23 protein-coding genes are annotated in these 25,731 nt (G+C 63.5%); 10 read left to right on the top strand and 13 right to left on the bottom strand.

All coding sequences use genetic code 11. The features are described from left to right. The first annotated feature begins 217 nt into the window (after positions 1–217). Positions 218–1,009 carry a hypothetical protein gene (locus H6718_20885; GenBank protein MCB9587873.1) on the top strand — a complete coding sequence of 264 codons (792 nt, stop codon included), beginning with the start codon at positions 218–220 and terminating at the stop codon, positions 1,007–1,009. A gap of 5 nt (positions 1,010–1,014) precedes the next feature. Then, complete coding sequence (locus H6718_20880; GenBank protein ID MCB9587872.1) at positions 1,015–1,356, top strand: hypothetical protein; 342 nt, start codon at positions 1,015–1,017, stop codon at positions 1,354–1,356. 1 nt (position 1,357) lies between these two features. On the opposite strand, the gene H6718_20875 is transcribed toward H6718_20880, so the two are convergent. After that, on the bottom strand, positions 1,358–2,860 hold the full coding sequence (locus H6718_20875; protein ID MCB9587871.1) for an AAA family ATPase: 1,503 nt from the start codon (positions 2,858–2,860) through the stop codon (positions 1,358–1,360). A 21-nt stretch (positions 2,861–2,881) separates the two neighbouring features. After that, positions 2,882–3,562 carry a DUF4336 domain-containing protein gene (locus H6718_20870; GenBank protein ID MCB9587870.1) on the bottom strand — a complete coding sequence of 227 codons (681 nt, stop codon included), beginning with the start codon at positions 3,560–3,562 and terminating at the stop codon, positions 2,882–2,884. Between the two features lie 92 nt (positions 3,563–3,654). On the opposite strand from H6718_20870, the gene H6718_20865 reads away from it, so the two are divergent. Together H6718_20865 and pap are read left to right on the top strand one after the other, a co-directional pair. Continuing rightward, positions 3,655–4,218, top strand: coding sequence for a winged helix-turn-helix transcriptional regulator (locus H6718_20865; protein MCB9587869.1), 564 nt, complete (start codon positions 3,655–3,657; stop codon positions 4,216–4,218). Between the two features lie 12 nt (positions 4,219–4,230). Next, positions 4,231–5,706: a polyphosphate:AMP phosphotransferase gene (gene pap, locus H6718_20860; protein MCB9587868.1), complete on the top strand. Its 1,476-nt coding sequence runs from the start codon at positions 4,231–4,233 to the stop codon at positions 5,704–5,706. 296 nt (positions 5,707–6,002) lie between these two features. Here pap and H6718_20855 read toward each other — a convergent pair whose 3' ends face one another. Genes H6718_20855 through H6718_20845 form a run of 3 tightly spaced genes read right to left on the bottom strand, consistent with a single transcriptional unit; the run spans position 6,003 to position 8,122 of the window. Further along, positions 6,003–6,638 carry a DsbA family oxidoreductase gene (locus tag H6718_20855; GenBank protein MCB9587867.1) on the bottom strand — a complete coding sequence of 212 codons (636 nt, stop codon included), beginning with the start codon at positions 6,636–6,638 and terminating at the stop codon, positions 6,003–6,005. Positions 6,639–6,647: 9 nt separating this feature from the next. Then, the gene (locus H6718_20850; GenBank protein MCB9587866.1) at positions 6,648–7,310 is read right to left on the bottom strand and encodes an HAD family phosphatase; all 663 of its coding nucleotides are present in this window, start codon (positions 7,308–7,310) and stop codon (positions 6,648–6,650) included. Then, on the bottom strand, positions 7,310–8,122 hold the full coding sequence (locus H6718_20845; GenBank protein MCB9587865.1) for a hypothetical protein: 813 nt from the start codon (positions 8,120–8,122) through the stop codon (positions 7,310–7,312). Before H6718_20845 ends, H6718_20850 begins: the two co-directional genes overlap by 1 nt. A gap of 129 nt (positions 8,123–8,251) precedes the next feature. Here H6718_20845 and H6718_20840 point away from each other — a divergent pair, with 129 nt between their 5' ends. Next, a complete protein-coding gene (locus H6718_20840) occupies positions 8,252–9,289 on the top strand; it encodes a hypothetical protein (GenBank protein ID MCB9587864.1) in 1,038 nt (345 codons plus the stop codon). Beyond that, positions 9,289–10,215, top strand: coding sequence for a hypothetical protein (locus H6718_20835; protein MCB9587863.1), 927 nt, complete (start codon positions 9,289–9,291; stop codon positions 10,213–10,215). The genes H6718_20840 and H6718_20835 overlap by 1 nt, the downstream gene beginning before the upstream one ends. Before the next feature lie 35 nt (positions 10,216–10,250). Here H6718_20835 and H6718_20830 read toward each other — a convergent pair whose 3' ends face one another. Beyond that, positions 10,251–10,769 (bottom strand): GNAT family N-acetyltransferase, encoded by a 519-nt coding sequence (locus H6718_20830; GenBank protein ID MCB9587862.1) that lies wholly within the window; start codon positions 10,767–10,769, stop codon positions 10,251–10,253. A 291-nt stretch (positions 10,770–11,060) separates the two neighbouring features. Between H6718_20830 and H6718_20825 the strand changes: the two genes are divergently transcribed. Together H6718_20825 and H6718_20820 are read left to right on the top strand one after the other, a co-directional pair. Further along, positions 11,061–12,017, top strand: a complete 957-nt coding sequence (locus H6718_20825; protein ID MCB9587861.1) for a hypothetical protein — start codon at positions 11,061–11,063, stop codon at positions 12,015–12,017. A 444-nt stretch (positions 12,018–12,461) separates the two neighbouring features. After that, positions 12,462–13,889 carry a serine/threonine protein kinase gene (locus H6718_20820; protein ID MCB9587860.1) on the top strand — a complete coding sequence of 476 codons (1,428 nt, stop codon included), beginning with the start codon at positions 12,462–12,464 and terminating at the stop codon, positions 13,887–13,889. A 138-nt stretch (positions 13,890–14,027) separates the two neighbouring features. Here H6718_20820 and H6718_20815 read toward each other — a convergent pair whose 3' ends face one another. Continuing rightward, complete coding sequence (locus H6718_20815; protein MCB9587859.1) at positions 14,028–14,786, bottom strand: response regulator; 759 nt, start codon at positions 14,784–14,786, stop codon at positions 14,028–14,030. 153 nt (positions 14,787–14,939) lie between these two features. Here H6718_20815 and H6718_20810 point away from each other — a divergent pair, with 153 nt between their 5' ends. Further along, positions 14,940–15,569 (top strand): tetratricopeptide repeat protein, encoded by a 630-nt coding sequence (locus H6718_20810; GenBank protein ID MCB9587858.1) that lies wholly within the window; start codon positions 14,940–14,942, stop codon positions 15,567–15,569. A gap of 11 nt (positions 15,570–15,580) precedes the next feature. On the opposite strand, the gene H6718_20805 is transcribed toward H6718_20810, so the two are convergent. Together H6718_20805 and H6718_20800 are read right to left on the bottom strand one after the other, a co-directional pair. Continuing rightward, the gene (locus H6718_20805) at positions 15,581–16,849 is read right to left on the bottom strand and encodes a divalent metal cation transporter (protein MCB9587857.1); all 1,269 of its coding nucleotides are present in this window, start codon (positions 16,847–16,849) and stop codon (positions 15,581–15,583) included. 73 nt (positions 16,850–16,922) lie between these two features. After that, positions 16,923–18,380: a hypothetical protein gene (locus H6718_20800; protein MCB9587856.1), complete on the bottom strand. Its 1,458-nt coding sequence runs from the start codon at positions 18,378–18,380 to the stop codon at positions 16,923–16,925. Between the two features lie 141 nt (positions 18,381–18,521). Here H6718_20800 and H6718_20795 point away from each other — a divergent pair, with 141 nt between their 5' ends. Continuing rightward, on the top strand, positions 18,522–19,571 hold the full coding sequence (locus H6718_20795) for a YdcF family protein (GenBank protein MCB9587855.1): 1,050 nt from the start codon (positions 18,522–18,524) through the stop codon (positions 19,569–19,571). On the opposite strand, the gene H6718_20790 is transcribed toward H6718_20795, so the two are convergent. The 4 genes from H6718_20790 to ettA all read right to left on the bottom strand — a co-directional run bounded on the left by H6718_20790 (position 19,572) and on the right by ettA (position 25,596). Then, a complete protein-coding gene (locus tag H6718_20790) occupies positions 19,572–21,005 on the bottom strand; it encodes a DUF1552 domain-containing protein (protein MCB9587854.1) in 1,434 nt (477 codons plus the stop codon). Further along, on the bottom strand, positions 21,002–22,675 hold the full coding sequence (locus H6718_20785; protein ID MCB9587853.1) for a DUF1592 domain-containing protein: 1,674 nt from the start codon (positions 22,673–22,675) through the stop codon (positions 21,002–21,004). The genes H6718_20790 and H6718_20785 overlap by 4 nt, the downstream gene beginning before the upstream one ends. Positions 22,676–22,922: 247 nt before the next feature. Then, positions 22,923–23,813: an HDOD domain-containing protein gene (locus H6718_20780; GenBank protein MCB9587852.1), complete on the bottom strand. Its 891-nt coding sequence runs from the start codon at positions 23,811–23,813 to the stop codon at positions 22,923–22,925. Positions 23,814–23,922: 109 nt separating this feature from the next. Further along, positions 23,923–25,596 (bottom strand): energy-dependent translational throttle protein EttA, encoded by a 1,674-nt coding sequence (gene ettA / locus H6718_20775; GenBank protein MCB9587851.1) that lies wholly within the window; start codon positions 25,594–25,596, stop codon positions 23,923–23,925. Positions 25,597–25,731 lie beyond the last annotated feature (135 nt).

The following is a 25,731-nucleotide window of genomic DNA, read 5'->3' as shown; positions in this document are numbered from 1 at the left end:
CCGATTTCAGCTAAGAGCGCCGATCGAGCCGCGGTGCTTTGGCGCAGGGTGGTTCGATTGGTCGCTCGTCGGGCGCAGATTCTGCATTCGTTTCAAGTATTTATGGGCGAGAGGACAGTTGTTCAGTCCCTCTCCCCCACCCTCGAGGTCCCCTGAGGAGACTGCGTTCGACGATCGACCTTGAAAGTGATAATCGTTTTCATTACGGCATCACTCAATGACTTGCTTCGGTCGTCTCGGTCTTGGTCTCGCGCTCTCGCTGGGCGTGCTGTGCGCTGCCAGCACGGCGACCGCCAACGACCGACATTTTGGCTACACCTACGAGACGGCGGTGCTGCCGCCTGGACATCGCGAGCTCGAGGTGTGGACCACCTGGCGAGGCGGTCGAGACAGCTATTACTCACGCTTCGATCACCGCCTGGAGTTCGAGGTGGGTCTCACGGGTCAGCTGATGACCGCGTTCTATTTGAACTTCCACGCGCTGACGGAGAAGAACGCAGAAGACGTCCGCGAGAGCCGCTTCGCCTATGACGGCGTGTCCAGCGAGTGGAAGCTCAAGCTGAGCGATCCCGTCGCCGACGCGATCGGTTCCGCGGGGTATTTGGAGTTCACCGCCGGACCGAGCTTGTACGAGATTGAAGCGAAGCTGCTGCTGGACAAGCGGCTCGGCAACATCCTCGTCGCTGCCAACCTGGTCGGTGAACAGGAATGGGAGATCGGCCCGGAAGAGACCGAGCGCGTGCTGCAATTGAACCCGGTGCTGGGAGTCAGCTACGTCGTCAGTCCAAGCTTCGCGGCCGGGCTCGAAGTGGCCAGCCAGACCAGCCTCGTGAGCGGCGACGTAGAAAAGTCCACGATCTCAGCCGGGCCGACCATCGCGGTCTCCGACGAGACCTACTGGGCCACCCTGAGCTTCCTGCCTCAGATCACCGATCTGAAGGCGGGCGAGCGCAACACCTCAACCGACGATGGCTTCGAGCTACGGCTCTTGTTCTCCTTCCACCTGTGATCGATATGCGTCGACTGCTTTGCCTCAGCCTATTCCTTGCGGGCCTCGCCGGCTGCGTTGGCCAGGTACCTGAGCCGTCCACACAGCACGTTGCGCGGGCTCAGAGTCACTGGCCGGGTACGACCCAGGCCGAGCTCAGCGAGGGGCGGGCGCTCTTCGTCGAGCGCTGCTCGGGATGCCACACCTTGCCTATCCCCGCGGAACATAAGGCTGCCGAGTGGCCGGATGTCATGAAGCGCATGACGCCGTTCGTGCGCATGACTCCTGAGCAGCTGAACTCGGTGGAGCGCTACTTGATCGTCGCCTCCGAGGTCGCTGGCGGCGCGCCGGCCCAAGCCAAGAACTGATTCAGGTAGCGGACACCGCGCGACCGCGCGCCCACGTACGTAGTTCGCTGACTTGCTCCGCGGCGGTGACACTCAGCGGACGCGTGCGGGCGAGCTCGGCTTGCAGATGCTGCGTCCCAAGCTCCTCACCCGCGCCGAAGGCTTCGTAGAGCGCGGCGACGATGACCTGCTCCAGCTCGGCACCGCTGAAGCCGTCCGTGGCGCTGACAATCTCTGTCAGGTCGAAGCCACTGGGATCTCGACCGCGGCGCTTCAGATGGATGTTCAGAATCGCCGAGCGCTCTTCTGGATTCGGCAGGTCGACGAAGAAGATCTCGTCAAAGCGCCCCTTGCGAAGCAGCTCCGCCGGTAGTGATGAGACGTCGTTGGAGGTCGCGATCACGAATACGGGCGCGCGCTTCTCCTGCAGCCAAGTGAGGAAGCTGCCGAGCACGCGAGTCGAAACGCCTCCGTCCTCGGAGCCTCCCTGAGGAAAGGCCTTCTCCAGCTCGTCAATCCACAACACGATGGGGGCGAGAGACTCGGCGACACGGATCGCGCGGGAGAGGTTCTTCTCACTCTCACCCACGTACTTGGCGAAGATCCTACTCGGATCAAAACGGATCAGCGGGAGCTGCCACTCGTGGCTCACCGCCTTGGCACACAAGCTCTTTCCGCAGCCCTGGACCCCCAAGAGCAGCAAGCCTCGCGGAGGTTCCAGGCCGAACGAACGCGCTCGCTCGGGTTCGGAGAACGCGACCTTGCGCTGACGCAGCCAGCTCTTGAGCGCATCAAGACCGGCCACGTCGACCATCGATGATTCCGTAGGGATAAAATCCAGGATCCCAGTCGCCTCGACCGCGGTGCGCTTGGCTGCTCGCACTCGGTCCAGCACCGAGCGGTCCAAGCGGCCATGCTCGATGATGGCCTGAGACAGCACCCGCTTGACCTCGAAGAAGGTCAGCCCCTTGAGCTGTTGCAGCAGCACCGCCACGTCTTCCCCCGTGAGCTCCATCTCAACGGTCATGCGCTGGCGCAAGCTCGCCAAGAGCGAACGGGTGTACTCGTAGTACTCGTCCTCGGTGATCGGGTCGATCTGCACTCGCGTGAGCAGCACCTTCACCGCGCGCGGCAGCTCGAGGGGATCGTCTGCCAAGGCGATCGCACCCCGATGCACGGATAGCTGCTGACACGCATCGAGCAGAGCACTCTGCACCTGGGCGTCTTCGGTGAACCGCGCGAAGTCGCGCAGGTAGTAGATGGCTTCGAAACCCGAAGCCCGAATGTGCTCGACGGCCAGCAGCGGCGACTTGGTCCCGTGGATCGGGCCCTGCATGTCCGTGCGCTTCAAGCCGGCGCTGGCGGTCCACACGAAGTACGGGAGCCTGAGCGCCGCGGCCAGGGACTCGAGCAGCACTTCCACGCGATCTTCTTCGTCCGTCTCGAAGCCGATCAGCGGGTGGTGAGCGGCGACCAGCAGTTCGAGGTCACGAAGCTGCGCGAGGGGCACCGGCGGGCGGGTCATTGCCCCTCAATATACACACACTCAGCCGCCGAGTACCTGCACCAGTCGATCCTTGCCGTCCCGCTCCATTACTTCGCCGTGAGCCATGACCACTCGCTCGAAATCCCAGCTCAAGATCTCCTGCAGGCTCTGCTCATAAGCGGCCCGCTGCTTGATCGCCGAGCGAAGTAACCGCGACTGAGCGAGCTTCTTGTGGGTGCCAGTCAAGCGGAACATCACGCCGCTCAGCCAGCCTTTGTACTCCAGGATGTTGAACACCAGGTCGGTGACCACCAACGTGCGGGTCCCTGGGTGTAGGACGACGACCTCGTCTAGCTTCGGCATGCCGCCGACCACCAAGCTCTTGGTCTCCCCGAAGCTCGGCTCAGAACCGGCGACGATCACCTCCCCTTGGAGGTTCGGGCGCTTCGTGACCAACGCCTCTCCGCGCCACAATTTTGCCGCGGGGAATTTATCGGCGGCGGGCCGCGCGTACAGGTGGTGAAAGCTGTTGGGCGCCACGATGTGCTTCACGTCCCCAAGTTTCGCAATGCGCTCCGCCTGCGCTTCATCCAGCGGCACCGGTCCGTGCAACATCAGGCCGTCCCCCGTGTCCAGCACCGTCATTCGCGTGCGGAAGTGAACTGCGCCGAGGAGGAATAGATCGTGCTCCGAGTGCCAAACGCCAGGCGCCAGCTCTTCAAGTACTTTGGGTTGCTCCATCTGGTTCCTTTCCGTGGCCTAGTGAATCACCTTTCCGGATTTAGTCAAGCTTACTTGACGAATATTCCGAGAGCGCGCAAGACTGAGGCTGCATGGCGACCAAACGCGGAAACACCCGTGCCGTTTCGGCCGGTGGAAAAAGAGCAAAGCGGGTAGCTGAACGGGCAACCAGCGACAGCGGCTCTTACGAAACGCGCCTCGAGGCAGCGAAGCAAGCAAGCCTTGGACAGCTGCTCTTCAAGTGTTCTCGCCTGTTCAACGAACAGGCGCTGCGGCTCGCCAGTCAACGCTGGGGAGTGCCCGTGCGAATGGCGCACACCACCTTGTTCCCACACATCGACCTGGAGGGCACGCGCCTCACGACGCTGGCGGATCGTGTGGGGGTGAGCAAGCAAGCTGTGGGGCAGCTGGTTGATGACCTCGTCGACTTCGATCTCGTTGAGCGAGTCCCCGATCCAAGCGACGGCCGAGCGCAGCTGGTTCGCTTCACAGAGCGCGGTAGGCGGGGACTACTGGAAGGGTTGGAGGTACTCGAGGAGCTGCGAGGAGACCTGGGTAGGCGGCTCGGGAATGAGCAAATCCTGCGGGATCTCCTGACGTCACTGCAGAGCTTGCTCGGCGCACTCGAGGCCCGCGCGGAAGTAACAGACCCGTGATAGCGTCATGCCATGTTCGAAACCGCCGAGCTGGGACACGCACTGACCAAGGACGAATACAACGAGCGAGTCCCGCACCTACGGCAAGAGCTCCTCACGATTCAGCGCCAACTTGCGGACGCGCCGTTCCCCGTGTTGATCCTGCTGAACGGCGTCGACGGCGCTGGCAAGGGTGAGTCGGCGAACCTGCTGAACGAGTGGTTCGACGCGCGCTACCTGGAGACGCACGCCTTCGATACGCCAACTCAGGACGAGGCCGAGCGGCCCCGCTTCTGGCGCTACTGGATGAAGACGCCTCCGCGCGGAAAGATCGGCATCTACATCGGCAACTGGTACACCCAGCCGATCGTCTCCCGGGTGTTGGGTAATGAAACCGATGAAGTGCTGGCCGATCAGCTCGCGCACATTCGCAACTTCGAACGCATGCTGTCTGACGACGGCGCGCTGATCATCAAGCTCTGGTTCCACCTCTCCAAGAAAGAGCAGCGCCGACGCCTCAAGAAGCTCGAGAGCAACAAGGAGACTGCGTGGCGCGTCACCAAGCAAGACTGGAAGCGCTTCAAGTCCTACGACGAGTTTCGCGCGGTCAGCGAACGGGCGCTTCGGGATACCGGCAGCGGCGAGGCGCCGTGGACGATCATCGAAGGCACCGATGCTCGTTACCGCGCGGTTACGATGGGGGAGCACATACTCGAGCGCATTCAAGAGCACCTCGCCTCCCATGGGTCGCGCGCGAAGTCGGCTCCTCCGGACCCGAACGTCGCCGATCCGTTGACGGTGCTCGACCGCGTCGACCTGACCAAAGACATCGAGAAGGCGGACTACGAGCATCAACTCGAGCGCCTGCAGGGGCGCATCAACAAGTTGAGCCGCAAGGTCAAAAGCAAGGGCGTGTCCGTCGTCGTGGTGTTTGAAGGGTGGGATGCCGCGGGGAAAGGCGGAGCGATTCGACGCATGATCCGTCCGCTCGACGCACGGCAGTTTCGGGTCATCCCTATCGCCGCGCCTTCGCAAGAGGAACGCGCGCATCACTACCTGTGGCGCTTTTGGCGGCACATCCCCCGTCCCGGTCGCTTCACGATCTATGATCGCAGCTGGTACGGCCGGGTGCTGGTGGAACGGGTGGAGGGGTTTGCCAACCGAGCGGATTGGCGCCGTGCGTACGCCGAGATCAACGACTTTGAAGAGCAGCTGGTGGACTCGGGCACGGTGCTCATCAAGTTCTGGCTCCACCTGAGCAAGGAAGAGCAGCTCCGTCGCTTCAAGGAGCGCGAAGAGACCCCCTACAAGCAGCACAAGATCGGGCCGGAAGACTACAGAAACCGCGAGAAGTGGAACCTGTACGAGTCGGCTGCCGACGACATGGTCAGCCAGACGAGCACTGAACATGCGCCGTGGCACTTGGTGAGCGCAGAAAGCAAGCAGTGGGCGCGGATCGAAGTGCTCAAGACGGTGTGTGACGCAATCGAGGCAAGGCTTGCCAAATAGCTGCTGAGACCACAGCGCAACCTACCCGAAACTTCCGCCGTGGGAGCGTGACGGGACTCGACGTGCACGATCCGAGTCCAGAATCCGATCTCTATGCCGCTGGGTGGTTACAGCGTCGCTCCCGGAACTGCGCGGATCGTCTCTTCAGCGCGCGCGACCGACGACCGGAAACGGTTGGCGATACGCGCCCCCGGGTCCGTGTGGGTGAGGGGATCCGCCGGGCCCGGGGTTGCTGAGCTTTTCTAGACTCTCCCCACTATCGACATCCAAAACTTCCCCACGGAAACAACTTACCTTTACCGCACCTCGGCGCCCGTGGCCTGAGCCTTGTCGAGGACACGCAGTAGCGTCTCCGGCTCTTGAGCGCCCGGCACTGGCCAGCGGCCGTTGATCAGGAAGAAGGGCACCGCGGTGATTCCACGGTCTGCGGTTTCAGCCGCCTGCTCGCGAATCGCCTCCCGGTCGACCCCCGCTGCGAGCCGCTCGACGGAGAGCGCCGGATCGAGGCCGAAATCAGCGCCAAGCTCCGCCAGGACCTGGATATCTCCAACGTCTTTGCCTTCGCAGAAATAGGCGCTGAACAACGCCATCACGAGCGCCGCGCGCTGCTCGGCCGGCGCCCAGCTGATCAGACAGTGGGCGGCGGTCGTGTCGGGCATGCGCTGAATGAGCTCCGGGCGAAACTCGAGACCTGCGTCCCGCGCGACGCCCAGCACCCGCGTGAACAGCTTCCCCGGGTCGCTGCCGAACTTCTGCATCACGAAGGCGGCGAAGTCCTCGCCCTCTGGCTTCAGGTAGGGGTGGAGCAGGAAAGGATGAAAACGCAGGTCGACCTCGAGCTCCGGGCGCTGGGCAAGAGCAAGCTCGAGCTTCCGTTTGCCGATGAAGCACCAGGGACAAACGACGTCGCTGAAGGCATCGATACGCAGCATCTTGGCGATCTAGAGCTGATCTAGGTGCGCGACCAGCTCACCCACGTGATTTAGCACCACGTCCGCCTGACTCAGGTCCACAGCGTCGCCAGCGAAGTCGGAGCGCATGCCGATCACGTACATGCCGGCGCTCCGCGCGGAAGCAACTCCGCGGGGGGAGTCCTCAATCGCCACGCCCGCGGCGGGAGACACGCCGAGCTCCGCGGCAGCGGTCAAATACGGCTCGGGATCGGGCTTGTGGGGACCGTAACGATCCGGCGTCCAGACCAGATCGAAGTGGTCGACCACTTGGCGATCGCGGTGGATTTGCCAGAAGTGGTGCGGCAAGCAGCTGGTGACCAGCGCCATGCGGCGGCTGGTGCCGCGATGGCGAGCCCGCAGCGTGCCGAGCGCATCGAGCACACCGGGGATCGGCTCCACACCGGCCTCCAGCAAGGCTGAATAGCGGGCGTCTCGCTCCGTGCGCAATCGAGGTAGCTCAGCCTCGTCGACGCCCGCACGCAGCGCGAGTTCGAACACCGACTTTCCCTGGTGAAGGCTGATGTCGAGGTGGATGTCATGAGTGAGTTCGATGCCCAGCTCGCCCAGCACACTGCGGGAGGCCTCGAAGTAGAGGCCTTCGGTGTCTACCAGCACGCCGTCGTTGTCGAAGAACAACGCTTGATACGTCATCAGTGACAGGCCTTTCTTGAGAGCTCGGAACGCAGGCGCGGCAACGCTTGCTCGAGATAGCGCGCGCCGAGCTCCTCGAGCGCTTCGAGAGAGAGCAGGCCGCGGCGCTCCAAGGCTGGGTCCCTTGCATCTACGTTGTCTAGGCTCTCGGGCGCGGTGAAGGGGGCGAAGCCTTCCCAGGTGATTTGGGCTGGGCTGACGTCCTCCAAGGTCTTGATTGCGCCACTCGCTGGGCCACCAAGTAGCCACAACAAAGCAGCCCGCGCAAGCTCCAGCCGGTTCCGCGCGGCAGAGCAAATCGCCTCGACGATGGGTGCTATTTCTGGCTCTAGAGTGGTCCTACGGAGCGCTTGGTGGACACCCAGCGCGACCTCACCCCCGAAAAAATCCTCGCAGAAAATTCCGGCGGCTAGCCCGGCAGGCTCCACCCTGAGGGATTGCGGCTCCTCCAGGCCGCCTGGGGAGCGCGGGCCTTCGAGGTAGGCTGAGGCGACGCCAAAGGCCATGGCACTGACATCGGTGAGCTCCGCACAAGACGCCTCGCTGCGATCCAAGATCTCAGCTGGGGCGCCCACGGCCATCAGCTCGAGCGTCATGCGGGAGCCGTCGACGACCCCGCGATGTACGCGCAGCGCCAGCGTGAGCCACGCGTCGCCGACCTTTCGCCGCACGGCACCCGAGACGGACTCGACACCCCGACGCTGTTCGGCCAGCACGCGGGAGTCGATCCAGTCGCTGGCTCGGGACTCTGCGGGCGCCAGGCGAGGCGCACCGAGATGCCCGCCGATGGGACCGACACTGAGTGAGTTCACGGGGTCTGCTTAGCAAGAAACTGGCAGGCCTTGGCTTCCGTCGCCGGCATTACGCGCCAGGTGTTCAGCTAGTTAAACCTGCCCACATGCTGGGCGGCAGGCAAAAGACCTGAATATACTGGCGACAACATGCGCTCAGTCCGCCCCACGTGGATGGTCATCACGACCTTGCTCGCCTCGAGCTTCGCACCGCTCGCTCACGCTCAGACGTCCCCGCAAGATCGGGCGACGGCTGAGGCGCTCTTTCAGCAAGCCAAGAAGCTGAAGGATGCGGAGAACTACGAGGAGGCTTGTCCGAAGTTCGCGGCGAGCAACAAGCTCGACCCCGCACTTGGAACGCTGCTGAACCTCGCCGACTGTCACGAGCAACAGGGCCTGACCGCCAGCGCTTGGGCGGAGTTCCTGGAAGCCGCGACGCTCGCACGGCGCGCAGGACAGAAGGATCGCGCCGACGTCGCACAAGAACGCGCGAGTGCTCTGGAGAGCCGACTCGTGCGCGTGAACATCGTGGTCAAGGGCGCTGCGCGCATCGACGGTCTCGAGATCAAACAAGACGGCTCACCGGTGTATGCGGCGACCTGGAACACCCCGGTGCCCATCGATCCGGGTCCGCACCTGTTGAGCGTGAACGCGCCGGGAAAGAAGGAGTGGGCGAAGGCGTTCGACGTGCCGACCACGGGTGTGACCGAGCCCATCGCGATCGAAGTACCCGAGCTCGAAGACGCACCGGTGGAGAAGCCACCCGAGACGCCAGTGACGCCCGCGCCGGGTCCACAAGTCACTCCGCAACCACAGCCTGGGCCCGTTGATACCGGGAGCGACGGTTCTGGCCAGACCACCGCGGGCATCATCCTCGCTGGCGCAGGCGTCGTGGGTCTCGCCGTTGGCGGCGTGTTTGGGCTCAGCGCCAAGAACAAGTGGGCCGACGCGGACTGCAGCAACGGAGTCTGTCCCACTGCGGAGCGTCAAACGTTGGCAGAGGACGCCAAGAGCCAAGCCAACCTCTCAACGCTGTTCTTCGCTGGTGGCGGAGTGCTCGGCGCCGTCGGCGTGATCTTGCTGCTGACTGCACCGAGTAAGAAGCAAGCACCTGCAACTGGTCACCTTCAAGTCTCTCCAGCGGTCGGTCCCCGTGCGACCGGCGTCTGGCTGGGAGGCAACTTCTGATGATTACCTTACGGAAAAGCGTTCTCGCCTCAGCCCTGCTACTCGTCACCGCTTGCGCCAATGTGCTTGGCATCGAAGACACGGAGGTGGCGGCTTCCTGCAAGCCAGGCGACTACTCGTACGACGGCGGAAACGGCCCTGGCGAGGGCACCCACAACGCTGGCATGGGGGAGGACTTTTCCTGCGTCGGAAACCAGCCAAACAACATGGCGGACACCGACACCGTGAACATCACCCTCGCGATCGTGAACCTGGTGAATCCGTCGGAGGCGATCGAGGGGATCTCCGTCAAGGCTTGCGCCTCACGCAGCGATTTGAAGTGCGAGAACGTGGTCGCCGAAGCAACCAGCGACGCGAGCGGGCTCGCCGTGTTGGCGGTGCCCACCACCTCGAATCGCGGACGCACGGGCTATCAGGGCTACTTCGAGATCAAGGGCCCCGACGCGAAGAACCGCGTCTTCCTGGACTACTTGCAGTACTTCAGCCGCCCCGTCACTCGAGACCGCCTGTACGCGCTGTTCCTGGTGCGGCCAGAAGACTTCGTGAGCTTGTTTCCGGACGACGCGGAGACTGCTGGAGATCCAAACCTCGGCGCGATCGCGATGGAAGCGGTGGACTGCCCCAACGCCGAGAAGGACCCAACTCAGCAAGGCGCGCCCCACGTGCGCTTCGCGATTGAAAACTCTTGCGATGTGATGAGCGCGCAGTCGCGGGAGTTCTACTTCTCGCCTCAGGTGCCATCGACCCAGCTCAGTGAGACGCAGGGCGCGCTGGCCATTGGTGGCTTCATTGGGATCAAGCCCGCGAACGATGTCGTGGTCCAGGCGTACTGGCGGACGGACGCGCAGAACCTGAAGGTGGTCGAAGATCGCTTGATCGTGCGTCCAGGCACCCTCACCACGCTGCGCTTCGAGCCGAACCAGTAGTCCCCAGCTCTGCCGCGTTTGCCAGCGGAAGCGCTCTACTTCTCAGGATAGGCGCAGGGCCGCACCAGGTAGGCAAGCGGTGTTGCGTCGGGCGCTTTGGAGCTCACCGGGTACGTACCGACGAGCTTGAAGCCGAAGCGATCACACAGCTTGAGCACGCCGACGTTGCTCACCAGGGTGAACGCAACGATGTACTGGAGCGGTGACACATCGGCGTTCTCCAGCACGCTCTTCACTGCGAAGCCAGTGACGCCGCTCGACACATGAGCTGGGTCCACATACGCGCTCATTTCGGCCATCACGCCCTTCACGGCCGGGTTCGAGCGGAATGGAGACAGGCTGATCCAACCAACCACTTCACCTGCCGCGTTCTCAGCACAGGTGAAGCTGAAGACGTCCGTCTGATCGAGCAGGCGCTCGGCGAAGTACGTCTTGTAGTCCTTGTCGTCGGGGGGAGGTGTCCCGAGGCTCGACTCGATGCCGCGAGTCCATACGTGGAGAATCCGATCCAGGTCGTCGATGGTCGCCTGGCGCACGCGAAAGCTGTCCGACATCTACCGCACCTCCAAACCGCAGACGCTAACACGGGGGCCTGACGTTCCGCCCCAATGAACAAGCGGTGGCAGCAAGCGACGGGAAGCAAGCGACAGGAAGCAGGCGACAGAAGCAGGCGGCAAGCGGCAACCGTAGCGAGCACTGCTACCGCGACTCGCATTACTTCCCCCCGGGCTTTCGCCAACGCCTCTCTGTCGCGTATGCTTCGGGGTTCATAGCTGTGTTCGATGGGCCGTCTTCACGTGCCAAACGCGACAGCAACAGCCGACACCGCCCACTAAAGCTTCTAGATGCACTCCCTCAAAGCAGGCGACGTCCTCTCCTACTCATCCGGTAGTCACGATCGCGGGCCGTATGGTTTCCGCACGCTACGCGCCGGTGGCAACCTGATGGCCTTGTTTCAAAGCCGTTGGCCACACCTGGTCCAAGGCTTCGAAGGCAAGCTGCCGATGATCATCAACGCGTATCCAGCGTGTGTCGGCACGTTTGACTTTGGCGTTACGGTGGATACCTACCTCAGCCACTCCACTGGCTCGCGGGCGCTGCATTTCGCCCATCTGGAAAAGATGCCGGTCATGTTGATCGGCCAGCCTTTGTTCATGGCGGACTTGTTGTTCCGGCACTTGGCGAAGACGCCCATGCTGCCGGAGACCATGCTCTTCGCCTGTGGTGGTTACGTGATGCCGCGCTCGCTGGAGACGGCGCTGCGTCAGCTCGTCGCGCCCTACTGTCCCGACTTCAACGTCATTCATGGTTATGGCGTGGCCGAAGTCGACGCGGGCTGTCTCTTCGCTTCCGAACGCTCAGAGCACGGCCATTTGGTTTACGAGCCGAGGAGCGCTGATGTCGAGGTGACGCTGGATGGCACCGACCTCGCACTCTCGATGCGTCGTCCTGAAGGTGGCTACGTGATCGAGCGCTTTCCTACGGGCGACTCGGGGATGGTCGCTCAGTCAGCGGAAGGCACGCCTGGCTACGTGATCTGGAACAACGAACGCCTCCACCCCAACGTACTGAAGATCCTCGAGTCGTGGAGCTTCCAAGACTGGGAGCGCCGCACGGGGTACCTCTACTACGGGCGTGAAATCCGCTTCCAGTTGCGCAAAGGTTTCGAGCCTCAGGTCGGCCTGGAAGCGGAGTTCCACGACTACGAGAAGAAGTACGGCCACTATTGGCTGTTCAAGCCAGTGTGGGGACGCGCGCAGGACAGCGGCCGCGAGCATCCGCTACGTCGCACCATCATGTAGCAATCCTGTCGGCCGTCGCTCGCCCCGGAACTCAAGGGACGAAGACGTACGCTCGCCGCGCCTGCCTTTTGGGTTCGGGGGAGCGCGGCGCTTGACAACAGACGGTGCGCCGCAGCCCATCATGCAGGTAGTGCGAGTGGTGTGGGCAACTGTGCTCCGTGAGAATCGAACCGCGCACCAGCCACCTATCGAAGCAGACGCCTGTAGCTGAAGGGGCCCAGCAGCGCACCGTTGCTGCAAGAGCTGAGGCTCGGCCGAAGCGAAGGGGGGGAAGCGTGACGTTACACTCCGAATACGCCGTCCGTACAACGCACCTCCGAAGCGGCCGCCCGGGAAGCGGTGTGGGAGAGCACCTACAAAAGTCCGAACTCATTGGACCTGTTCCTTGCAGGTCCATGGGCCGGAACTCTAAAGTTAGAAGGCTGTGGCGAAGGAAAACAATCAATGAGCGCGGTCGCTGAGAACGTCGATGTAGAGGTCAAGCCGGGCGATGTGCTGGCAGGCAAGTACCGCGTCGAAAAGGTGCTTGGTGCTGGCGGAATGGGCGTCGTCGTCCAAGCGACGCACGTCGTGCTCAACGATCGCGTCGCGCTGAAGTTCTTGCTCCCCGCCGTCGCCAAACACGAGAACACCGCCGCTCGCTTCCTCCGGGAAGCGCAAGCCGCCGTGCGAATCAAGAGCCCGCACGTCGCTCGCGTGATCGACGTCGGCACGATGGAAGACACGGGCTCCCCCTACATGGTGATGGAGTACCTGGAGGGGAAGGACCTGTCGGAGATCGTCGAGTCCGAGGGTCCCTTGGATATTGGGCTAGCGGCTCTGTACACACTCCAGGTGTGCGAGGCACTCGCAGCCGCCCACTCGGCGGGCGTCGTTCATCGCGACATCAAACCCGCGAACATCTTCCTGACCCGCGGGGGGGACGGCTCGCCCATCGCCAAAGTCTTGGACTTCGGGATCAGCAAGGTGACGAGCGATATGGGCGTCTCGAGTCTCACGCAGACTCAGGTCTCCATGGGCTCACCTCTCTACATGTCGCCGGAGCAGATGCGCTCAGCACGCGACGTGGATGCGCGCGCCGACATCTGGTCCCTCGGCGTGGTGCTCTACGAAATGCTCACGGGCACTTTGCCCTTCGTCGCCGACTCGATGCCACAGCTGTGCGCTTTGGTGCTGGAGAACACCGCTCCGCCCATGCGCATCGTGCGCCCGGATCTCCCGGAGGACCTGGAGCCTGTGGTCGCGAAGTGCCTCGAGAAGGACGCGGCCAAGCGCTACCAATCCGTGGGCGAGCTCGCGATGGATCTGGGTCCGTACGCCGGCGATATCGGTGTCTCTTCTGCCGCTCGCGTCGTGCGTATCCTCGAGGGAGGCGGTCGGCCGCGCACGGTGAGCCATATGGAGCCGCCGCGGCCCTCCATGGTTTCAGTGAACCGGCCCAGCGATACGCATTCGACTGCGACCGCATTCGGCGCCACCGGCACCCAGGAGAAGCCGAAGGAGCGCCGCGCGCCGCTGTACATCGCCATCGCTGCCGTGACCGTTGGCTTGATCGCCACCGTATGGGGCTTCACCCGCGGCGGAGATAGTGCGGCGCCCGCGGCGCCAGCAGCACAACCACCGACGCCCGCGGCAGAGGCACCCAAGCCCGAGGCGGAGCAGCCCACCGAGAAGGTTGAGCAAGCCGCCCCCAAGGAAGAGCCCGCAAAGGCAGAGGAGCCCGCAGCCTCAGCGGCGCCCTCCGCTAGCGCGGATGCTCCGCGCGAGCCCTCCGAAGCGGAGAAGAAGGCTTGGGCCAATCGCAAGCCCCAAGCTCCCGCTCCCAAGCCCACACCGAAGCCGAAGACCGACGTCTTCGACGAGCGGCTCTGACGCGCTTCGCGTGACCGGTGAAGCGCGCAGCAACCCTTGGTCCTGCGCAACTCACCCGCCGGCTTCGTCTCAGAGAGACGCGTTTCCGCGCGTAAATACTAGTAGGGGCCGGCTCGCAACCTGTCGGTCCGCACCCGCTCAGCGATTCTCTTCGTCGAGCTCGCGCATTACGTTGAGCAGCACGCCGCCGATGGTGCCGCGTGAGTTCGGCGTCAAAGAATCCGTCGCCGGCGCGAACCAGAAGCGCCCGCGCTTCCAGCCCAGGACGTCGCGGAGCACGCGCTTCAGCTCGAGTGGGCGGCCATCGAGGGTGCTCTCCACGAACGTACCCTCTGCCATCATGAACGCCGCACGCTTGTCTGGCTCCCCGCCGGTCGTGATGGTCAGGCGGCCACTGCGGCGCTCCATCTCGATCACCATCAGCACCGTGGCCAGGCTCATCTGCTCGAGATCTCCACGCAGCGCCAGCGGCCCCAAGCTGCTGGGCGGCAAGAAGGAGTCTCTGCGCTCGCGGATGCGCGTCACCAGACGCATCAACGCCTCGACCTGATGCACGATCGCCTTGTCGGTGATCGGCTTGAGCAGATAGGCGTCAGCCCCCGAGCGCAGGCCCTGAAGCGCTGTGTCCAGATCGAAGGCGTCACCCAGAATCAGCGTAGGCACCATCGCGATCTCACTGCGCTCAGCGCGCAGCTTGGCGATCACCCAGGTGCCCTCGATGTCTTCCAAGTAGAGGTCGCAGATCACACAGTGAGGCTGAGACTCCACCGCCGCGCTCACCCCCGAGATCGCCGAGTCGGCGGTTTCAGTGGTGAAATCCGCTTTGATAAGCGCGCGCTGGAGCGAGAGGCACAGCTCCTCGTCACTGGTGATGATCAGCACTCGCCCTTTGCTCAACCCTTGCCTCGCTGAGGAGGCTAGCACGCGACGCGCCAAAGACGGGAGTTTCGCGCCGAAACACGAGGCTCACGGGAGCGAGCGGAGAAACAACGGCGGACCCAGCGTGAGTCCGCAGGTGAGCCAGCGCGTAGCTCGGTGTAGGTTAGCGATGTGCGGCTGATCTCGTTCGGACTGATGCTGCTCACCTTGTGGAGCCTCTACGACGCAACCAAGCGCCGAGCGCCGGCGTATTGGTACTTCTTGCTCGTACTTGGGTTTCCGATCGGGGCCATTTTGTACCTGGTATGGAGCAAGCTGCAGGGTTTCGATCCGGTGGAGCAGCAGCTGGAGCATGCGGACCGCCTCGAGCGTCAGCAGAACTACCTGGAAGCCGCGAAGATCTACGGGAGCATCCTCGAGATACAGCCGAGTAGGCCCAGGGCACTGCATGGACAGGCGCGCTGCGCGGTAGAGCGCGGAGAGCTACCTCGGGCCCTGGAACTATATGACCGCTTGATGCGCGTCGACCCTCGCTATCGCGAGTACAGCGCCGCCCTGGAATACGCCGAAACGCTCACCCAGTGCAATCGCGCGGAAGACGCCGCAGACCTGATGAGAGGTCTGGTCCGGGAGTCACCGAAACCGAACCACCGACTAGCGCTTGCCCACTACCTGAACCGCAGCGGGCAGCCAGCAGCGGCGCGTTCGAACCTGGAGGCTTTCCTTGCGGATAATCCTCCGGAGCCCTGGCGACAACGCGCGCAGAGCCTCTTGGAGGAGACCTCCGAGACCCAGCACTGACTCGAGCCCACTCAACCGTAGCGAAGCGCCAGATAGCCAATCGCAAAGGCGAACAAAAACGCGATCGAGAGGTAAGAGAGCCACTGGAGCCAAGGTCGCGGGCGCCCGTCTGGGGGCACCTCTTGACCGTTGACGGCGCGGTGGTTCAGCACTGCCAGTAGCGGCGCGGTGAGGCAGCTGAGCGTGGTCGCGACATCGACCATCGTCTTTAGGCTCTTCAAGAACACCGAGATCACGAGGCTCGAGCCGACGAAGAGCACAGCCATGGCGGCCCAATAGCTGATGCGCTGCGGCCGCTCCTCCTGTTCATCGCGCCCAGCCTCTTCAGGCCCTCGGAGGCGGGCCACCAACACGGAAATCGCCCGAGGAAAGCCATCCACTACCGTGAGGGTCGTCGAGAACATCACGGCGAACGCCGCGATTCCTACCACCGGCGCAACCCAGCTCCCGAGGGTCTCCGTGTACAGGCTGATGACCTGGCTCGCGAAGCCCGGCGCCGACTCTGCGAAGCTCCTCCCGGTGTGGAACATCACGCCGGCGCCCATCGTCATGAAGCACGCAGCCAGGACAACCGTACCCACATAACCGATGTGGAAATCGATCATCGACTCTCGCACGCTGGGGACGTGCCCCGTGTCATTGCGCCGGGCAAGCACCCAGAGAGATTGCCACACGGCAACATCAATCGCGGAGGGCATCCAGCCCATGAAGGCCGCGACGAAGAGCAGGGAAGGCTTACCCGCCGCGAACGGCGCGCCGACGTCCACCAGGGACCCCCACGACACACGGGGTAGCACGAGCGCAGTCGAGATCAGCGTCGTCACGGTCAACACGCCGACCAAGAGCTTGGTCACCCTATCCAGCCAGCGGTAGTGCCCGATGCCGAGTAACCCCCCGCACAACGCCATCAACCCGGCGCTGACCAAGATCAGGTTCAGCTTCAGATTCAAGGTCGCAACGAGCAGCGCAGCCGTCACGAACGTCACCGCGGCTTGCACGGTGAACATGGTGAGCAAGGTCAGCAGCGCATAGAGCCAGAGCGCCCACGTACCCTGGCGTCGATAGCCCTCGAGGAGCGAAGTACCCGTGGCCGCGGCGTACTGTTGCCCGAAGCGGAACGCCGGGTACTTGGTCAGGTTGGCAAGCAGCATCACGCCGAACATCCCAAGCCCGAACAACGCTCCCGCGCGCGTCGACTGCACCAAGTGCGAGACGCCGACCGCCGCGGCAGCGAACAGCAACCCAGGCCCGAGCGCCTGAACCCAACCCTTCTCCTGCATGAGCGGCGGGAGGATAGATGCTTTCCTCCGCGCCCTCTACGCCGTCATCCGATCCTCACCAGTTTCCACAGGATCAATTGCTGCCGCCGGTACCCGCGGCACCGCCGGTGGCGCCGCCAACGCCACCAGTACCACCGGTGCCACCGCTGGTTCCGCCAGTGCCACCCGTGCCGGCCGTGCCCCCGGTGCCGCCCGCTCCACCCATCGGGATGCACGGACAGCCGCAGTTGAGTGGCGGCGCGTCGGACGGAACCTGGGAGCACTCCGCTGGAACCTGCGGATCGAAAATCGGCCCCGGCAAGATCTCCTTGGCGGTGAACTGCATCCCCAAGCTCAGGCCATCGCAGTTGGCGTCAGGGTTCGGATCTCCAGCGACCAAGGCATCAGCGTGCTGGTTGATGTAGTCGAGCAAGGGCTGCTCAGCGCCGCAGAGATTGCCACAGACGCCAACCTCCTTCAGGTTGGAGATGAAGTCGCTCGGCGCGATCACACCACCGAGGGTGCCCTCGGAGATCGACCAGTTCTCGGTTTGAAAGTTCAGCTCCAGCTTGCCAGCAATCACACCGCGATGAATCAGCAAGCGTATCCCTGCGGTATGGCCGTAGCTACGCTCGCCGGTAAGCCAGATCTCGAAGGGGTCCGGCAGCTGCACAATCAGATAGCCATTGCGCACGTAGGCACTTGCGTCGGCGTAGATCGAATCCGGTAGGGTACCCATCTCAAAGCCGCTTTGCTTGGTGAGGTAGCGCTTGGAGACGCGGAACGGGTCAAACTCCAACCAAGCGACGTTGTCGTACCAGTCGCTCGGGATGTTGCTGCCCGTCGAACCACAAATGTCATGTGCCAGGCCGTCAGCGCCGTCAGAGGAGTACATATCAACCCGAACTTGCGGATCGTTCAAGGTTCCGTTGTAGCCCGTGAGCTTGAACATCTGCATGAACTCACCGTGGAGCAAGCCGCAATTCCAGTGAGCCTCGGTGTATCCGTACGGTACTAGCTCTGGGATCTCCGCCATCTTGGAGATGACGCCGCCAAAGGCGTTGTCGCGACACTGATCGCCATCCGGCAGAGCGTTGTCATTCTTGCAGCCCAGTTCTGCTGCCTGGCCGGTGCAGGTCGTGGAGTCAGTGCAGCGCCCGTCGATATCGAAGCCAACGGTGTTGCGCACTTCGGGATCCGGGGTGCGAGCCTTGTCGTTCTTCGCACTGCCGAAGCCCATCGTGATCATGCCGAGGTAGAGCGGCGGCAGGTCGTCGCTGTCCGCAGTGGTGGGTCGCTGATCCGCGGTCGGCATGCCCTCTGTGTCACAGCCGTTGGCGGCCTTCTCATGCCAGAAAGGAGTCTTGTCGGGGCCACCGCCGGTGCCGCCGCTGACCCCGCCGCCTCCGTCGACTGTACCGCCGGTGCCACCCGTCTCCCCGGGGAGCAACAGCGACTCGTCGTACTCATTGCAGGCGTAGGCCGCGCCCAGAGACACCCCAACGATCGAGAGCCAAGCCAAGCGTCGTCCAGCCAAGGATTTCGAACCCATATCTTTCAGCATGACCCGTCCATGGGTCCTTAGACCAGCCTGGATGAAGCGAAAGCGGGGCTGACTTTGCGGCTTTTGGCCTCAGGACGGTGACGGGAGTATCCTCGCCCGCGATGGCGTTTGGGGAGCAGCAGGCAAGCCGTGACTGACGCGACCCGCACACTCGTCTCACCCACCCTCTCCGGTGAGCGCGCGAAACACTCTTGGCACCTCCGAGACGCAAAATGGGGGCTCGCGCGCGGTGTGGCTGCGTTTTTTGGAGGTTTCAGCGCCTTGAACGCGCTGGGAGACGCGCTCGCACCTGGTTTCGACGCAAGCGGCTGGTGGGTAGACCTGCGTGGTCTGCCACACTGGCTGAGTTGGTGCGTCGTGCTCCTCTCCGCGATCGTGTTGGGGGCGTTTGCAGCCCGCCCGCGGCTCGGCACACTCCGACGCCAGCTCACCATCGGTTGGAGCATGTTGCTGATGGCGTTCTGCGGTGCAAACGCCATCGCCTTCAGCGTGGCAGTTCATTCCGGGAGGATACACACACCGCGCCCCATCCCCGTGTCGGCGCTGATCTTCGTGGCCCTGCTGAGCGTGATGCTCTGCGCGCTCAAGAACGACTTTCGGCCGGGGCGGTTCGCGAAGTGGCGGGCAGTGGCTGTGTTGGCGCTCGTCGCTTTTGCCTGTCCGGTGGCCCAGATGGTGCTCTTCGGCAAGACCGACTATCGCCGACCGGCGGACGCCGTGGTGGTCTTCGGGGCGCGCGTGTATCCCAACGGGAAGCCATCGCTCGCCCTCGCGGACCGGGTGCGCACGGCGAGCCGTTTGGTGACTTCAGGCAAGGCGGAGTGGCTAGTGGTCTCCGGCGGTCCAGGTGATCGCGGCACCCATGAGACACTCGCGATGCGTCGTCTGGCTATTCGCATGGGTGTACCAGCAAACCGCATCTTGGTTGACCGACAAGGTCTGACGACTCACGACACCGTTCAGAACTCCGTGCCGATGCTGAAGCGCATCGGGGCGAAGCGGGTCCTAGCGGTAAGCCACTTCTATCACCTGCCGCGCATCAAGCTGGCCTACCAGCGCGCCGGAGTCGAGGTCTACACCGTGCCGGCCACGGAATCGCGGCGGCTGCGAAAGCTGCCTTGGTTCATGACCCGAGAGGTCGCTGCGTTGTGGCTCTACTACGTGAGTCCGCTGACGTAGCTAGCCGCCGAGACCTGAGAGCGCGCCGGAGTTGAACTCGGGAAGGCCGAAGCTATCCACAGGCACGTCCAGCGCGTTCAACAGGCTAACCAGCAGTCGATTGTGCGCAACGCCATCGAACTGCAGGTAGCGCCCCATCTTGAAGTTGCCGGCTCCGCCGCCAGCAATCAAAAATGGCATGTCTTTGTGCGAGTGCGTGTTCCCTGCGGAAACTTCGCTGCACCACACGATGAGTGTGTTGTCGAGCACCGTACCGTCACCCTCGGGGATGGCGTCGAGCATCGACATCAAGTAGGCGAGCTGCTCGCAGAACCACGCGCCGCGCTTGACCAGCTGCATGCGGGAGTCTGCGTCGCTTGGCCCCGCGTGGCTCAGTGAATGACCCGAGCCCATGCTGCCAAGCCACGGGAAACGGATGTCATTGATTGCGTTCGAGAACTGAATGCTAGCGACGCGAGTGAGGTCGCAGCGGAAGGCCATCGCTAGGAGCTCGAGCTGCAGCTGGGTGACCCGCGGCATCTCGTTCTCGTCGTCGACGGAGATCTCGCCTGGGTCCTGCGGCTTCGCGCAGCCGTTACCACCGTCAGTACCGCCCGTTCCCGTACCCGAATTCGCAGCGAGCTGCAGGCGCTGCTCCAGCTCACGTACCATCTCGCCATGGGCCTCGAGCTTCTGACGATCTTCAGAGCTCACGCGCTGGTTGAGCAGCGAAAACTGCCCTTGGACCGCGTCGAGTACGCTCTTGCGCTTGTCGAACTGCACCAGGCGTTCGTCTGGGTCCCCGGCAAAGCCGCCGAACAGCCGCGACCACACCTGATGGGGATCGTTGATGGGAGGCAGCGGGCTACCAGGCGCGCCGTACACGATGCGCGAGCGAACCTCTGCGGCCGTTGCGCGGATGCCTAGCTCGAGGCTCGGAAGCGCCGTCACCACACCGAGGTGATCGACGTAAGCCTGGTCCACGCTCTGGCCGTTGGCCCAACCTGCAGTGGAGCCACAGCCATCGGCGAAGTCGCCTTCTTGGAGTTCAGTGCCGGTGAAGAGACCACCGATGCCACGCTGGTGAGGGCCGCCGGGTCCTGTGGTTGTCACCTTGAGGTCGATGCCCTTGAGCAACAGTAGCTTGTCCCGCCAAGCCTCGAGGGGAGCGAGCATCTCGCCGAGCACGAAGTCGGTTTCTCCACCGGAGGTCGGCCAAAACGCGTCGTCGATGGTGCCGTTGGGGTTGTACATCAACACCAGGCGCTTGATCGGCGGCGGGGTACCTGCGTCTACATCGAGGCTGTGAAGCAACGGCAGACCGAGGGCGATACCCCCAGCGCCCTTGAGGAAAGCCCGACGCCGCAGCGTCCCTCGCTTCCGCACGGCAAAATCACTTGAAGAATTCGACGCGCTCTGCAGTCGCTCGCCGGAGGCAGCACGTCGCTTCTTCATTGCGCACCGTCCTGACTGCCGGGGCGGCGATAGCGGAAAGCGTCGCTCAAGGTGATCGCGACGAGCAACTCCTTCAGCTTCCCACCAGAGGCCTGGAAGGCATCGTGCACCTGCTGGAGGCTGCAACCGTCTGCGTCGTTCTCCACCCGCCCGGTCGCGTAGCGATACCACTGGGTGGCGATGCAGTCTTGCACCTGCGCGCTGTCGGCAAGCCGCTTGGAGAGCTGAACGGCGCCGTTGAATTTGCCGTTGAGGCGCTCTTCAGTCGCCTCCAAGACCTGCCCCGAAGCGTCGATTGGAATGCCGAATTCATCCGCACGGAACCGACCGAGCTGATCGTAGTTCTCGAGACCAAAGCCGATGCCGTCGATCTTCTTGTGGCAGTCGATGCAACCTGGGATCGATGTGTGATCCGCGAACCGCTCACGGGTGGTGAGGTTGGGGTTCGGATCCGGTGGTGTCTGGTCCACGCTGGGCGGTGGCGGATCGATGGGCTGACACAGGATCTGCTCCCTCACGAACACGCCGCGCTTGATCGGCGCTGATTGATCGGGGTGTGAGAACATCGCGAGCAGCGCCGGCTGGGTGAGCAACCCAGCGCGTTCGTCCGGGTCGAGTTCCACTCGCGCGAAGCCTTCTGCGGGCGCCTCAACGCCGTAGAGCTTGGCGAGCTCCGCATCCACGTAGACAACTGGGGACGTGAACAGGTCGTGCACGGTGCCCTCTCCGTCGAAGACCACTTCCCCGAGGAACCGTTCCATGGACTCGCGCCACGACCCCGGCAGCTGCATCTGATTGAGCGAAACCGGTGCCTCGACGCCGGGCGTCTCCTCCCGCACCACGCTGTCCAGGCGGTCGAGGCCAAGCCACTGGCGGTTGAAATCCAGTGCAACTTCCCTCGCCCGGGGATCGGCGAGCATGCGCCGCGCCTGAGCCTCGATTTGCTCCGCAGTGCGCAGCTCGTCGTTGTCGGCCGCCTCGAACAGCACAGCGTCAGGTGTGGTGTTCCACAAGAAGTACGAGAGGCGCGAGGCCATCTCATAAGACCCAAGCTGCACGGCGCCGGTCTCCGCGGTGGCCACCGAAATCGACTCCGGCCGATACAAGAACTGCGGGGACTGCAGCAGCGCCTGGAACACCAGGCGGAGCGCTTCTTCTGGTCCGTATTTGGGGGAGGAGTTCTGGAAGACCTTGAGCAAGCCACTCGCCTCGGCGTCCGTTAGGGGGCGGCGGAAAGCGCGCTTGCCAAACTGGGCGATGAAGTCACCAGCGCACGCCTCATCGGCGGTACTCAGCTCACACGGAACGAAAGCCGCTAGCTCATCGGCGGTGAGTTCGCTGCTCAGCACCTCGGCGGCCTCCAGGTACTTCTCGATGCCGAGGGGCGACGCTTGATGCGCCCGGGCGTTATTGCTGAAGCCGTTTGCGGTGTTTTCGAGCGGAAACAGATCCTGCGCGAGGCGGAGATCGAGGCCCAGCAAGTCGCGGATGGTGTTGTCGTATTGCACCCGCGTAAGCAGGCGCGTCTCCGCCGAAACCGTGTTCACGCCGTCACACTGCAGCCGCTCTTTCCCGGAGTGGCTCGTGGGCTCGTCATCCTTGGAGCAAGCAGGCTGGAGAAACGCCGCCAAGCCGAGGCTCAGCACGCCGAGTTTCGTCAGCCCACGCATACTGCTTAAGCCTGCCCCAAGCGTCCCTCCAGCGGCAAGTAACACCGGCAGAGGTGAGCACTTGCTTGGAGGGGTTCGTGGAGCCATTTTTTCAGGGCTCCGCGACATATTGCTGTTTGTTCGCGGCTGAAGCGGCGCTCAAGTCGCCGCTGGATGACTGTTCAGCACCTGCAGGCGCCCGCCCCGGCGCCTCAGGCTCAGTCGACGCAGTCTTTAGGCGGCGGCAGTCTTTCAGGCGCCGCGGTCTTCAGGCGGCGCAGTCCTTGGGCTCGATCCCGAAGGCCGCGAGCTCCTTCCAGGCGCCTTCGAGCGCTGCCTCGAATTGCTCGTCGCTGAGCTCCAGGGTGCGAACCGCGCAGTCGATACAGCGCGCCTCCCCCCCAAACACACCGTAGCCGCTGTTGTAAGCGATGCCGTCCGCGGCATGGACCACGATACCGACCCGCAGCGGCTTGCCGTCGACCATCGGCTGTTGGTGGTGTTGGAGCACGAGTACGACATCCGGCGCGAGCCCCCAAACCCGCGCGAGGACCCCGCTCGCTTGCCCGGACACTTCCATGAGCGCGTCCGCGAACATCGACGGCGCCGGCGGTTGCTTGCGCTGCTTCGTCGCCTTCTCGCTCAGGGCGATCAGCGCACCCGCGGTGCCCACTTCGTGCAGCAACCCACACAAGAACGCATGGTCCGCTCGGAGCCCCGCTTGCTGGGCGATGTGCTTTGCCAGGTAGGCCACGACCAGGCTGTGCTTCTGCAGCTTCCCCATCACCTCGTCGTAGCCCTTGGCGCGGAAGACGCGCATGTTCATCGATGCGACGAGGAACAGTTCGCTCACCCGGCGGAGGCCGAGACGCGTGACCGCTCCCTGGATGGTCAAACCGGGCGCAGCACGGCCGAAGGCTGCTGCCTGACCGAGCTTGACGACTTCGCCTGCGAGCAACGCGTCCTGCTGAAGCAGTTCGGCGATCTTGCGCATGTCCACATCGGGATCATTCGCCAACTCGAGCAACTTGATGCCCACGGCGGGTAGGCGAGGCGGTTGATAGCCAGGTGCGCGAAACGTGGCGAGCAGCTCAGCCACGATGGATTGAGGATCGACTGTGGGCGTAGCGAGGGTGTACTCGCCGCGCCCATAGTCCACGGGGCGGTTTCTTGAAGGCAGCACGCCACTGAGAGCGGCAGGCGGGCGGCGTCCTTGAGCCCTTTAGACTCGAAATTCTCCACCGGAGCCCCGTAGGCGGGTCCGGCCTCTAGATCTTGATTGCGCGGTACTTGATGCGCCGGGGCTGGTCGGCGTCTTCACCGAGCCGCCGGCGACGGTCGGCCTCATAGGCCTCGAAGTTGCCTTCGAACCACACCGCTTGGCTATCGCCCTCGAAGGCGAGGATGTGGGTCGCGATGCGATCGAGGAACCAGCGATCGTGGCTGGTCACCACCGCGCAGCCGGGGAAGTCGAGCAGGGCCTGCTCGAGGGACTGCAGCGTCTCCACGTCGAGGTCGTTGGTCGGCTCGTCGAGCAGCAACACGTTGCCGCCTTGTTTGAGCAGCTTGGCGAGGTGCACGCGGTTCCGCTCACCGCCCGAGAGCTTGCCGACCGGCTTTTGCTGATCGCTGCCGCGGAAGCCGAACCACGAACAGTACGCGCGCGCCTTCACCTCACGCTTGCCGATCTCCACGACCTCGTTGCCGCCGCTGATCACGTCGAACACCGTCTTCTCGGTGCCCATTTCCTCGCGGGATTGGTCGACATAGGAAATCTGCACCGTTTCCCCGACCTTGAGCTCGCCTTGATCGGGTTGTTGCTCACCGACGAGCATGCGGAAGAGCGTGGTCTTGCCGGCGCCGTTGGGGCCGATGATGCCGACGATCCCCGCTCGAGGCAGACGGAAGTCGAGGCCTTCGAACAGCACACGATCGCCAAATGCTTTGGCTAGCCCTTCCGCCTCGATCACGTCGTCACCCAGGCGCGGTCCCGGCGGAATGCTGATTTCACCGCCTTCCACGCTCTTGCTCGACGACTGATTCATCAACTCGTCGTAGGCCTGGAGGCGTGCCTTGCTCTTGGCTTGGCGAGCTTTGGGTGACGCCCGCACCCACTCGAGTTCTTGCTTCAGCTTTCGCTGGCGAGCGCTCTCGGACTTTTCTTCTTGGGCGAGGCGCTCCGTCTTCTGCTCGAGCCACGCTGAGTAGTTACCCTTGAATGGGTATCCGCGACCCCGGTCGAGTTCTAGGATCCAACCAGCAACGTTGTCCAAGAAGTAGCGGTCGTGAGTAACGGCCACGACGGTGCCCGGGTATTCCTGGAGGAAACGCTCGAGCCACGCAACGCTCTCGGCGTCGAGGTGGTTGGTCGGCTCGTCGAGCAGGAGCATGTCGGGGCGCCCGAGTAGGATGCGGCAGAGCGCGACGCGCCGCTTCTCACCACCGGAGAGCTTGCTGATCTCGGCGTCTGGAGGTGGAAGACGCAGCGCTTCCATGGCGATCTCGACGTTGGTGTCGAGGTTCCAGGCATCCGCCGCGTCGATTTGATCTTGCAGCTTGCCCTGCTTCTCGAGCAACGCCGTCATCTCATCGTCACTCATCGGCTCGCCGAGCTTCATCGAGATGGCCTCGAACTCGTCGAGCAGCGCCTTGGTCTCACCGACGGCCTCATCCACCGCTTGCTTCACGGTAGTGGCGCTGCCGAGATCGGGCTCCTGAGCGAAGTAGCCAATCTTGGTCCCTGGATAGGGCTTGGCCTCACCGATGAAGTCTTGATCGACTCCCGCCATGATCTTCAGCAGCGAGCTCTTGCCCGACCCGTTGATGCCGAGCACCCCGATCTTGGCGCCGGGGTAGAAGGCCAGGGTGATGTTCTCGAGCACCTTCTTGTCCGGGGGGTGGACACGGGTGACTCCTTGCATCGTGAAAATGAACTCGGGCATGGGCGCGTTCTCTCCCGGCCCTGAACGTCTGTAAACCGCGATTGTGGACGGACGGTCGGGCCAATCTGAGCGTCTGAGCAGGGTTCGGTCGGGGGCTCGTTTCTCGCCTCCAGAAGCGGCTGCAGGTGGCGTGGT

Source organism: Polyangiaceae bacterium (genome assembly GCA_020633205.1).
Taxonomy (GTDB): domain Bacteria; phylum Myxococcota_A; class Polyangia; order Polyangiales; family Polyangiaceae; genus JAHBVY01.
This window is presented reverse-complemented; position numbering and strand designations above follow the sequence as displayed.

Excerpts from the sequence above, each read along its gene's own strand:
- H6718_20785 (MCB9587853.1), bottom strand. The coding sequence starts at position 22,675 with ATGCGTGGGCTGACGAAACTCGGCGTGCTGAGCCTCGGCTTGGCGGCG.
- H6718_20850 (MCB9587866.1), bottom strand. The coding sequence starts at position 7,310 with ATGACGTATCAAGCGTTGTTCTTCGACAACGACGGCGTGCTGGTAGAC.
- H6718_20800 (MCB9587856.1), bottom strand. The coding sequence starts at position 18,380 with ATGGGTTCGAAATCCTTGGCTGGACGACGCTTGGCTTGGCTCTCGATC.
- H6718_20885 (MCB9587873.1), top strand. The coding sequence starts at position 218 with ATGACTTGCTTCGGTCGTCTCGGTCTTGGTCTCGCGCTCTCGCTGGGC.
- H6718_20875 (MCB9587871.1), bottom strand. The coding sequence starts at position 2,860 with ATGACCCGCCCGCCGGTGCCCCTCGCGCAGCTTCGTGACCTCGAACTG.
- H6718_20870 (MCB9587870.1), bottom strand. The coding sequence starts at position 3,562 with ATGGAGCAACCCAAAGTACTTGAAGAGCTGGCGCCTGGCGTTTGGCAC.
- H6718_20840 (MCB9587864.1), top strand. The coding sequence starts at position 8,252 with ATGCGCTCAGTCCGCCCCACGTGGATGGTCATCACGACCTTGCTCGCC.
- ettA (MCB9587851.1), bottom strand. The coding sequence starts at position 25,596 with ATGCCCGAGTTCATTTTCACGATGCAAGGAGTCACCCGTGTCCACCCC.
- H6718_20830 (MCB9587862.1), bottom strand. The coding sequence starts at position 10,769 with ATGTCGGACAGCTTTCGCGTGCGCCAGGCGACCATCGACGACCTGGAT.
- pap (MCB9587868.1), top strand. The coding sequence starts at position 4,231 with ATGTTCGAAACCGCCGAGCTGGGACACGCACTGACCAAGGACGAATAC.
- H6718_20835 (MCB9587863.1), top strand. The coding sequence starts at position 9,289 with ATGATTACCTTACGGAAAAGCGTTCTCGCCTCAGCCCTGCTACTCGTC.
- H6718_20865 (MCB9587869.1), top strand. The coding sequence starts at position 3,655 with ATGGCGACCAAACGCGGAAACACCCGTGCCGTTTCGGCCGGTGGAAAA.
- H6718_20805 (MCB9587857.1), bottom strand. The coding sequence starts at position 16,849 with ATGCAGGAGAAGGGTTGGGTTCAGGCGCTCGGGCCTGGGTTGCTGTTC.
- H6718_20790 (MCB9587854.1), bottom strand. The coding sequence starts at position 21,005 with ATGAAGAAGCGACGTGCTGCCTCCGGCGAGCGACTGCAGAGCGCGTCG.
- H6718_20855 (MCB9587867.1), bottom strand. The coding sequence starts at position 6,638 with ATGCTGCGTATCGATGCCTTCAGCGACGTCGTTTGTCCCTGGTGCTTC.
- H6718_20825 (MCB9587861.1), top strand. The coding sequence starts at position 11,061 with ATGCACTCCCTCAAAGCAGGCGACGTCCTCTCCTACTCATCCGGTAGT.
- H6718_20880 (MCB9587872.1), top strand. The coding sequence starts at position 1,015 with ATGCGTCGACTGCTTTGCCTCAGCCTATTCCTTGCGGGCCTCGCCGGC.
- H6718_20820 (MCB9587860.1), top strand. The coding sequence starts at position 12,462 with ATGAGCGCGGTCGCTGAGAACGTCGATGTAGAGGTCAAGCCGGGCGAT.